This window comes from Bifidobacterium santillanense (genome assembly GCF_018555385.1).
GTDB classification, from domain to species: Bacteria; Actinomycetota; Actinomycetes; order Actinomycetales; family Bifidobacteriaceae; genus Bifidobacterium; species Bifidobacterium santillanense.
Genome location: NZ_JAFEJS010000016.1, coordinates 17,827 through 27,797, shown reverse-complemented (window position 1 = coordinate 27,797; position 9,971 = coordinate 17,827). Strand labels below are relative to the sequence as shown.

General features: G+C 69.2%; 7 protein-coding genes, 1 tRNA gene and 1 pseudogene. 5 read left to right on the top strand and 4 right to left on the bottom strand.

What is annotated here, in order from left to right; translation table 11 throughout:
* Nucleotides 1–202: 202 nt before the first annotated feature.
* Together JS528_RS10930 and JS528_RS10925 are read left to right on the top strand one after the other, a co-directional pair.
* Nucleotides 203–1,225, top strand: a pseudogene (locus JS528_RS10930) (DUF4037 domain-containing protein); the annotation flags it as partial.
* Nucleotides 1,226–1,246: 21 nt separating this feature from the next.
* A complete protein-coding gene (locus tag JS528_RS10925) occupies nucleotides 1,247–1,885 on the top strand; it encodes a DUF4125 family protein (protein WP_214359069.1) in 639 nt (212 codons plus the stop codon).
* A gap of 57 nt (nucleotides 1,886–1,942) precedes the next feature.
* Here JS528_RS10925 and JS528_RS10920 read toward each other — a convergent pair whose 3' ends face one another.
* The 3 genes from JS528_RS10920 to JS528_RS10910 are packed head-to-tail and all read right to left on the bottom strand — an operon-like array spanning nucleotide 1,943 to nucleotide 6,431.
* Complete coding sequence (locus tag JS528_RS10920; RefSeq protein WP_214359068.1) at nucleotides 1,943–3,655, bottom strand: alpha/beta hydrolase; 1,713 nt, start codon at nucleotides 3,653–3,655, stop codon at nucleotides 1,943–1,945.
* Nucleotides 3,656–3,661: 6 nt separating this feature from the next.
* Complete coding sequence (locus JS528_RS10915) at nucleotides 3,662–4,531, bottom strand: hypothetical protein (protein WP_214359067.1); 870 nt, start codon at nucleotides 4,529–4,531, stop codon at nucleotides 3,662–3,664.
* Nucleotides 4,524–6,431, bottom strand: coding sequence for a PspC domain-containing protein (locus JS528_RS10910; protein WP_214359066.1), 1,908 nt, complete (start codon nucleotides 6,429–6,431; stop codon nucleotides 4,524–4,526). Before JS528_RS10910 ends, JS528_RS10915 begins: the two co-directional genes overlap by 8 nt.
* 195 nt (nucleotides 6,432–6,626) lie before the next feature.
* On the opposite strand from JS528_RS10910, the gene JS528_RS10905 reads away from it, so the two are divergent.
* Nucleotides 6,627–7,973, top strand: coding sequence for an ATP-binding protein (locus JS528_RS10905; protein WP_240541468.1), 1,347 nt, complete (start codon nucleotides 6,627–6,629; stop codon nucleotides 7,971–7,973).
* Between the two features lie 82 nt (nucleotides 7,974–8,055).
* Complete coding sequence (locus JS528_RS10900) at nucleotides 8,056–8,862, top strand: LuxR C-terminal-related transcriptional regulator (RefSeq protein WP_214359073.1); 807 nt, start codon at nucleotides 8,056–8,058, stop codon at nucleotides 8,860–8,862.
* A gap of 576 nt (nucleotides 8,863–9,438) precedes the next feature.
* Here JS528_RS10900 and JS528_RS10895 read toward each other — a convergent pair.
* Nucleotides 9,439–9,523: transfer RNA gene (locus JS528_RS10895), tRNA-Ser, on the bottom strand.
* A 110-nt stretch (nucleotides 9,524–9,633) separates the two neighbouring features.
* On the opposite strand from JS528_RS10895, the gene JS528_RS10890 reads away from it, so the two are divergent.
* Entirely contained in the window at nucleotides 9,634–9,864 is a 231-nt protein-coding gene (locus tag JS528_RS10890; RefSeq protein ID WP_214359064.1) for a hypothetical protein, read from the top strand.
* Nucleotides 9,865–9,971 lie beyond the last annotated feature (107 nt).

The window sequence follows — 9,971 nt, the reverse complement described above, 5'->3', positions numbered from 1 at the left end:
ATGGGTGACGTGGGCGCGGTGGCCGGCGCGGATGCGGAGGGTCGTATGACGGACGGGCCGGACGCATCGGCTGTCCGGCCGGCGGCGGACGGTGCCGCGGCCGCGGAGGGGCATGATGCGACCGGCGCCCCCCCCCCCTCCACCCCTCGCACCCTACACCCCGCTGCCCGCCCCCGCCCCCACCCGCACCGGACGCTCCGCCGTCTCCGGGCTCAAGCTGGCCCGCGCGTACTGGGAGGAGATCGGCAGGCCGATGCTCCAGGCGAAGTACCCCGAATACGCCGGGCGCATCGCCGCCGGGCTCGTCGGCCACGGTTCGGAATGCTACGGCTTCGACGACGCGCGTTCGCGGGACCATGACTTCGGCCCGCGCTTCTGCCTGTGGCTCACCGACGAGGACTACGAGGCGATCGGCGAGCGCCTGCAGACCGACTACGAGGCGCTGCCGGCCGATTTCCGCGGGTTCGTCCGCCCCGGCGCCTCGGGAACCGCGACGCCGCGCGCGCAGGGCGCGTTCCGCCGCGACGGCGTGTTCCGCATCGGCGACTTCTTCGAGTCGATCACCGGCTACCGTACGGCGCCCGCCCCGGACGCGCCGCACGAGTGGATGATGCTCGACGAGGCGACGCTGGCCGCCGCGACGAACGGCGAGGTTTTCTCCGACCCGCTGGGCGCGTTCTCGAAGGCGCGTCAGGCGTTCAAGGACATGCCCGACGACGTGCGTCTCGCGCTGATCTCCAAACGTCTCGGCATGATCGCGCAGGCCGGGCAGTACAACCTGACACGGTCGCTCGAGCGCGGGGACGGCGACGCGGCGTGGATGTCGGTCCACGAGTTCGTCAACGCGTGCTCCTCGCTCGTCTTCCTCGTCAACAAGCCGCTGATCGTCGGCTACGCGCCGTACTACAAGTGGCGGTTCGCGGCCCTGCGCCGCCTGTCCGGCAGGATGTTCGCCCTGCTGCCGGACGTGTGCGAACGTCTGGAGACGGTGATGCGCCTGTCGTCGGCCGCCTGCTACGGCGGCGCCGGATTCGGCGAGGGCGGCAAGGGCGCGGCGCCGGCGGCCGAGAAGATCGAGGAGACCGTCGAGTCGATCGCGAAGGACGTCGTCAGGGAGCTTCGGCGCGAGGGACTGACGACCTCGGACGAGACGTTCCTCGAATGGCAGCGCCCGTACGTCGAGGAGCACATCGTCTCCGACGCCCCCTGCCTGCACAGTCTGTGAGATCCGTGAAAGGAGTCCGACATGTCCGATGAATCCGGGGCGAACGCCGCCGACGCCCTGCGCGAGACGATCGTGCGCCACGAGTGGGATCAGTTCCAGCGCACGAACAACGAGGGAGGCCGGGCCGCCTGTCAGGGCAACTGGCCAGTGTTCCACCAGATGCGCCTGTCGCAGTTCCTCACGTGGGACCGTCCGCTGCTGGGCAGCTACGCGCATGATCTCGATGAGGCGGACCGCGTGGGCCGTAATCTCGTGACCGAGAAGTACGGGCGCATGATGGCCTCGACCGCGCCGGACGAGTTCGCGCGGAACATCGAGCCGTACATCCCGCGTCTGACCGACGCTCGCGTCGCGAGGCAGGAGCGGGTCATCGCCATACAGGTCGCATGGGCGCGCGACTTCCGCGGCCGCTGGCCGAGGCTGGGCGAGGCGATGCGCGTGCTCACCACCGCGGAGGACACTCCATCGGCCACATCGTTCGAGACGTATCTGCGCGGCGAACTCGGCACGTACTCCGACGCGACGTTCGCCCTGTACGAGGCGATGATCGACGATCTGGCGGCACGGGACCGCAATCTCACCGAGGAGACGATCCTCAACACGGTCCGGCTGGGCGGGTTCGAGGATCTCGACGAGGCGGAGCTGGCGCAGGCACGGTAGGGTCGGACGACGGCGCGTCGGGGACGACGAACCATCGACGGCGGAACGTCGGAGACGTCAGGAGAACAGACCCCAGAAGGCGCAGACGACGAGTGTGAGCAGCATGCCCGCGAGGATCAGCAGCGCCAGCATCCAATGCCAGCGTCCGAGGACCCACGATGAACGCGTGCGCCGCGCGGCCGGGTAGAGGCCGTGGACGATGTACGCGCGGCGCACGCGCCATGCGCGCCACAGCCAGGTGACGAGCCATGCGGCGAGGAGTACGACCACCGCCGCGCACGCGCGCAGCGTCGTGAATCCGGTCGACATGACCGTCGGGTCGCGCCATTCGTACAACGCGGCGACGCCCACGTACGACAGGTATCCACCGAGCGCCGCGAGCGTGAGCACCGAACAGACGACCCCGGCGGCCAGCAGCGCCTTGAGTCCGCCCGAATAGCCCACCACGCGCACGAAGCCGCGGCTGGTGCCGGGCCATGCCCGCAGGGCGCGTCCGTGCTTGTCGACCACGGGGAAGCGCCCATGACCGGTTCCGGAGCGGTCGGCCGCGGAGACGGCGAGCCGATGGCGGCGGACCAGACCGCGGATCAGGAACATCACTCCCCCGATCGCCGCCAGCAGGAAGCACAGCAGCGTGCCGGCGGTCAGGGCGACCAGCACGCCCAGCGAGCCGATAATGCCGGAGTCGGTGGCGTCCGGCGCCGCGTATCGCTGGTGCGGCTGTGCGCCCGCGATCTGCGGCGTCGCCCAGCCGTCCGCGCCGACGCCGGCGGCGACGCCGTTGATCCAGTCGGACAGCATCCTCGTGTATCCGTCCGCGAGCGGCAGACCGGGCGCGAACAGTCCTCTGCCTGCGCGCATCTGATGGTTGGCGGCGAAGTAGCGGACGGTCACGTTGCGGTTGCCGTGCCGCGCGGCCGTGTCGATGATGGCCTTCGCGCCCTGTTCGATCGGCATGGCCGTGTCGTAGATGCCGTAGTTGACGAGGACCGGCATGGTCAGGCTGTCGCGCGCCGAGTCGGCGTCGAAGTCGGCGTATTCGAGGTCGAACGGCGCGAAGTCGAGCGACATGAGCTTGGCGGCGTCGCGCACCACGGCCCGGGGCGCACCGGCCTGATGCACGTAGGTACTCACGGCCATCGCCATCTGCTCGCGCCCCTTGAACACGGGCGCGGAGGAGAGGATGGAAAATGCGACGTCGTGCCGTCGCTCGGTCATGAGCATCGTGATCCACGTGCCCTCGGATTCGGCGTAGAGGCCGGTGCGGTCGGCGTCGACGCCGGGGACGAGCTTGAGCAGGTCGAATGCGGCGGAGTAGTCGCGGGCGAAGCGCGGGTAGTCGCGGTGCAGCGGCGTGTAGTCGTCGGTGCGTTTGGCCGGCACGAGCGTGACGATGCCGGCGGAGCTCATCGCGTTGGCGATGTCGCCGAAGTCCTCGGCGCCGCCGGTGCCCGACCCGTGCACGAACAGGCACGCCGGGCGTTTGCCGGGCGCGCCGACTGGCTCGCGCAGGATCGCCGGCACGCTGCCGCCGTCCTTGAGGTGGATGGTGATGTCGCGTTCGCGGGTCCGGTACGCGCCTTCGTGCGGCAGGGCGAGGGTCGTGTCCCGCGGCGTGACCGCCGTGTCCGACGAGGCGACCGTGAGGTGGTCGCGGTAGGGTTCGGCCCGCCATCGCGGCATCATGAGCTGGCCCGAGACGGCGAAAACGGTGAGGAGGATGGCGGCGACCACGATCACCGACATCACGTTCCTCACCGTTCTCATCATGATGCCCTACTCTACGCCTGCCGCGGACCCGGACTTCGGCTTGGCGACGGCCTTGACGATGCCCCAGATCAGGGCGACGACCAGCAGGAGGGCGCCGGTGGCCGCGCACAGGACGGCGATGACCGTCTGCGGGGTCAGGGTGACCAGCCAGTCGCCGATCAGGTCCATGTCGAGTCCGACGAACAGGCCGACCACGCCGAGCAGGACGCCGAGCACACCGAACACGATGGTCGGGACGCTGGGGCCCTTCGGCGGCTCGGGCTTGGCGACGGGTGTGGCCGGGGCGGCATGGACGTCCGGCGCAGGCGGGACCGCGGGGCCGGACGCGGAATCCGGCATGCCCGACGGGTCCGGCGCATCTGCGGCCGACGGGCCGGGGACGGACGCGGGGGGCACGGCCCCGTAGGCCGCGTTCATGATCGGCTGGTCCAGCAGCGGGTTCGCGGCGGAGGGTTCGGCATCGGACCGCCCGTCCGCATCCGCGGCCGGCTCCGCGAAGTCGTCGAGGTCGGAGGGGATCTGCTCGAGGGCCTGCGTGGCCTGCGCATCCTCGGCCTCCTGCGATCTCACCTCGATGGCCGGGGCCATCACCTCGGTGTCGGCCGGGACGGTCGGCGTCACGGTCGGGAGCGTCACGGTGCCGTCCTCGGCATGGTCGGGTGCCGCGGGCAGAACGGTCGTCTCGTCCGATTCGTGCGATGTCGCATCGGCGGCCGGCATGACAGTCGTCGCGTCCGCATCGTGCGCGGCGCCGGAATCGACCGGCATCACGCGGGTCTCGTCGACGGACGCCGGCGCCGGCGTCTCCGGCATCACGCGGGTCTTGTCGTCGTCCGAGACGTACACGGGCATGAGCTTGGTGGTGTCGTCACTCATTGGGGTCCTCCTTGTCGGACTGATCGGACTTGCCGGACTGATCGGACTTGTCCGTGGCGTCGGGAACGGAGGACGGATCCGATCCTCCGGTCTCTATGTCGTAGTGCTTGCGGGTGGTGTCGTCGAGCCCGTAGAAATCGCCGTCGCGCGCGTACGACTTCACGAAATCGGTGTACGAGGGCAGTTCGCTGTCGGATTCGTACTTGATGGAGACGCGTCCCGCGTTGCCGGACACGAAGTTGACGAGGAACGAGGTGTCGTCGTCGGACCTGCCGTTGTACTGCCAGCTGTAGCCGGCGCCGCCCTCCCATTCGCCGTAGGGCTCGTCGCCGGGGAACGTGATCGCCACGAAGTTGCTTCGCACGACCGTGCCCCATCCGCCGAGGCTGGGTCCCTCGTTGATGAGCATGCCGTCCCGTCCGAAGACGTACGGGCAGCCGTCGGGCAACGTGACCTGCACGTCGGCGTGGTCGACGGTCAGGTTGATCTGACCGGCCGGGCAACCCTTGACGTACGAGTTCGTCTCGGATTGATTCCAGCGGTCATACCTGCTCAGATCGATGTTGGCCTTGGAATCGGCGTAGGTGGTGCCCTTGAAGTAGACGCCCTTCCTGAGACGGTCGTAGGTCTTCGGACTGGAGTCGGACACCCAGTAGTTGTGACCGTCGTACTTCGCCTGCTGTTCGACCATGCCGTTCGCGTTGGAGGAGCCTTTGTTGCCGCCCAGCTCGACCGTGGCGTAGTCACCGCTCAGGGCGTCGGCGGAGGTGGCGCGGACCGCATACGCGTAGACGCAGGTCGTCGCGATCATGCAGCATGCGGTGAATCCGGCCACAAGCGCGAGCGGGATCATACCCCCGGAGCGGCGTCCACGGGCGCCGAGCACGACGAGGACCGCACCCATCAGGATGCATACGACGGAGATCCAGACGGTCGACTCGCGGAACATCGCGTCGATGGACATGGTCGTGAGTCCGCCGCCCACCTGCATGAGCATGATCGCGGCGGAGACGAATGTCACGCCCAGTGTCACGAGGACGACGAGCGGACCGGCCGGCCGGCGGCGGACGCGGCGCGGCTTGGGCGGCTGCACGGGGCGGGGCGCCGACTGCGACGGACGGACGGCGGACGCGGCGGCGGCACCGGCGCCCGTCGAGACGTACGTCCCGTCGGGCGCGACGGACGAGCCGTTCGCGGACGCCTGCATCTCCGGGCCGTCCATCGGCCCGCCCCGCCACAGCGGCGGCTCGGCTGCGGCGTTCGCCGGAGCGGCGTACGGATTGCCGGAGTACGGCCGTCCGGGCTGCGACGCGCCGGCGGCCGGAGACGAACCGCGGACCGGGCCGTTCGGCGCGCCGACCCCCGGAGCGTATCCGGGTCCAGCCGTCCCCGGACCGGTCGGGTTGAATGGGCCGTATCCCGGTCCGTACGGGCCATACGGGCCCGCCGCGGGACCGGCCGGTCCGCCGTTGCGGCCGCGGCGCGTGCCGAAGCCGTATCCGTGCTGCTGACGCACGCTGCTCTGGCAGATCGCCCACAGCGTGAGGCCCGCGGCGAGGATGGCGACCCATCCGGCGCCGGGGATCATCAGCGCGATGGCGAACACGGCGAACACGCCGAGGCAGGTCCAGTCCCAGCGCCCGGCGAGCAGCTCCTCGGCGAGGATGCGTCCGTCGCGGGCGTCGGGCAGCAGGGCCCAGGCGAGGGCGTAGAGGGCCGCGCCGAAGCCGAACAGCAGCGCGGAGGCGAGCAGCAGGGCGCGGGTGAGCGCCGGACTCCAGCCGAGACGCGCCGCAAGCCCCGCGCCCACGCCGCCGATCCATCGGTCGTCGCTGCGCATGACACCGGTGGAGCGGATCCACCGGAAGAAGCGTTCCTTGAGATTGGTGTTGTCGTTCATGCCTCCATTACAGCAGCCGGCCGCTTGCACGGCCGTCCGGGAACACCCTGATTCTTCCCTGAACGCGGGGTCAGAACCCTTGGAGAACTCCCTGAAGAGGGCACAATAGGGCATATGACGCAATCCTCGAACCACTCCCCCGCGCGCTCGGAAACGACGGGAGACGGCGGGACCGCCCGCCCGCGGCTTTCCCCGATGCTGCCCGCCCGCCTGCCGTTGATGCGGCCCCGGCGCGGCCGATGGCTGACCGGCGTATGCCGGGGCGTGAGCATGCACCTCGGCATCCCGGTCGGATGGGTGCGGCTCGCGTTCGTCCTGTCCACGATCCTGTTCGGCGGCGGACTCGTCGCGTACGTCTTCCTGTGGATCGTCGTGCCGGTCGGGGATCCGGTCGCGGCGGCCGCGGCCCGCGAACAGGCAGTACCGGCCGACCGGGCGCCGCTCGCCTCCGGCAACCGCGATGTCGCCACCGGCAGGACGCGCGCCGAATCGGCGGCGGAGACGGCGTCGGGCACGTCCGAGACCGCCGGCGAGGCGATCGCCCGTGCACCGAAACCGGCGCTGCTCGCGGCGTCCGGATTCGTGCTCATCGCCCTGAGCATCGCATTGGGTGCGACGCATCACGGCGAGCTCATCCCGACCGCGCTGCTCGCGGCGTCCGGCCTGCTGGTCGCGTGGTCGCACTTCGACTCGCGCAAGGGGCAGCTGCCGACGATGATCGCCGGGCTCATCCTCATCTTCCTCGCCTACGTGACGTTCGTGATGAACGTGATGTACTCGGGGATGCTGTCGTACCCCAAGCGCATCATCCTCGCCGGATTCCTGCTGCTCGTCGGCGTGGTGCTGGCGATCCTGCCGTGGGCGAGCGCGACGCTGCGGTCGCTCACCGCGGAACGGGCGTCGAAGGAACGCGAGGAGGAGCGCGCCGACATGACCGCGCATCTGCACGACGGCGTTCTGCAGACGCTCGCGCTGATCCAGCTGCACAGCACCGAGCCGGACACCGTGTTCACGCTGGCGCGCGGCCAGGAGCGCGAGCTGCGCGAATGGCTGTACCAGACGCGCACCACGTCCGACCGTTCGGTGGGTGCGGGACTGAAGGAGATCGCGGCGCACGTCGAGGACGAGCACGGCAAGCCGATCGAGGTGGTGACGGTCGGCGACGCACGGCCCAGCGCCGCGACCGACGCGCTGCTCGACGCCACGCAGCAGGCGCTCGTCAACGCGGCGACGCACGGCGGCGAGCCGATCTCCGTGTACTGCGAGGCGGGGCCGACGCTGGTGGAGGTGTTCGTGCGCGACCACGGCTCCGGGTTCGACGTCGATGCGATCCCGCCGGATCGGCTCGGCATCCGCGAGTCGATCATCGGGCGTGTCCGGCGGCGCGGCGGTACGGTGGAGATCGTGTCGAGGCCGGGATGGGGCACGGAGGTGCGCATGCACATGCCGATCGCGGCGACGGATTCGGTGGATTCGGTGGAGACGACGGACACGGCTCCAACAGCGCCCGCGGGCGACGAAACGTCCGATGATAATCGATGATGACGGAGGGAACGGAAACGATGGATGACGGAGGTCGGAGGCAGCGATGAACGGCAATGGCCCGATGGATTCGACGGATGGCATGACCCGACGGGACGTCGGAGACCCATCGCATGATGCGAACGATGCGACCCGTCCGCATGACGCGCGCATCCGCGTGGCGGTGGTCGATGACCACGAGATGTTCCGCGCGGGCGTGATCGCGACGCTGGCGCCGTCGTTCGACATCGTCGGGCAGGGCGCCGACGTGGAGGGCTCGATCGCGATGATCGCGGCGACCAAGCCGGACGTGGTACTGCTCGACGTGCACGTGCCGGGCGGCGCGGGAGGCGGCGGCACCGAGATCCTCCTGAAGTCGCACCCGCTCTCCCCCGATTCGGCGTTCCTGGCGCTGTCCGTGTCGGACTCGCCGCAAGACGTGGGTTCGGTGATCCGAGCCGGCGCGCGCGGCTACGTGACCAAGACGATCACCGGGGCCGACCTGATCTCGTCGATCAAGCAGGTGCACGAGGGGTACGCGGTGTTCTCACCGAAGCTGGCGGGATTCGTGCTCTCGGTGTTCCAGGGTGCGCCTGGCGGCGCGGCGTCCGGAACGGGCACGGCCCCGGGATTCATGGGCGGATTCGGCGGGGCCGGAGCGTACGGCGCCGTCGGCGCGGACGCCGGATACGGTGCGCCGGTCCACGACGACGAGCTCGACCGGCTGTCGGCCCGCGAGCAGGAGGTGATGCGTCTCATCGCGCGCGGCTACACGTACAAGGAGGTCGCCGCCGAGCTGTTCATCTCCATCAAGACCGTCGAGACGCACATGAGCGCCGTGCTGCGCAAGCTGCAGCTGTCCAACCGCACCGAGCTGACCCGCTGGGCCGCCGACCGCCGCATCGTGTGACGACTCCGGAGTCGCGCATCCGCAGTTGCCGCGCATGCCGAACGGTTTCCCCATGTTCCGAACGGTTTCCCCATGTTCCGAACGGTTCCCCCATGTTCCGAACGGTTCCCCCATGTTCCGAACGGCTACCCCATGTTCCGAACGGCTACCCCATGTTCCAAACGGCTACCCCATGTTCCAAACGGCCACCCCGCGTTTCGATGCATCACTCCGGGATCGTCACCCATAACTCCGGGGTCGCCGCCACAACTCCGGGGTTGTCACCCCGTCACTCCGGGAATGTCACGCATTGCTCCGGGGTGGTCACCCATAACTCCGGGAATGGTGCGCATAACTCCGGGAACAGTATCGAAAATCTGAATGAAATCCCGGAGTAAAGGGTGACAACCCCGGAGTGAACCGATGGATCCCCGGGGCAATACGATGGATCCCCGGAGTGAACCGATGGATTCCCGGAGCGGACGCCGGTACGGGGACGCCGGAGTCCGTACGAGGGAATCCGACCGCGAAACGAGCTTTTCGACGCCCCCCACGAACGACGAAGGGCCCCGATCGCGCGGATCGGGGCCCTCAGGGCGGATAGAGCGAGATTCGAACTCGCGGAAGGTTGCCCTTCAACGGTTTTCAAGACCGTCTCTTTAGACCGCTCAGACATCTATCCGTATCGTCCATGCACCATTTCGGCGACATGTACGACGACTCATTATACAGAAGGGCGGGAATACACCCCGTGGCGCGGGAAGGTCACCCCGGCGCGTTCGGATTCCGCCCATGGAAACGACGGCCGCGAGACGAACCCGTCGGCTCACCGTCGGCGAGGCGCGGGTGCGCTGGAAGCTGCCGGACGGCGTGGACCCCATCGAGACGATCCACACCTGCCATGCGACGATGGACGGCGTGCAGCTGCGCTGGCTGCGCGAGCCCGGCGCAAGCCTGACGGCCATGTGGCGCGACTGCGAGCGCACCCTGTTCCCATCCCCTCTATGGGACGGATGCAAGTGACCGACTGCGGCATGAAAGCCCCCGATTCCCAAACGGAATCGGGGGCTTTCATGCCGCAGTCAAATCAGCAGACCCGATGAAAATCAGGCCTCCCACGGGACGAACAG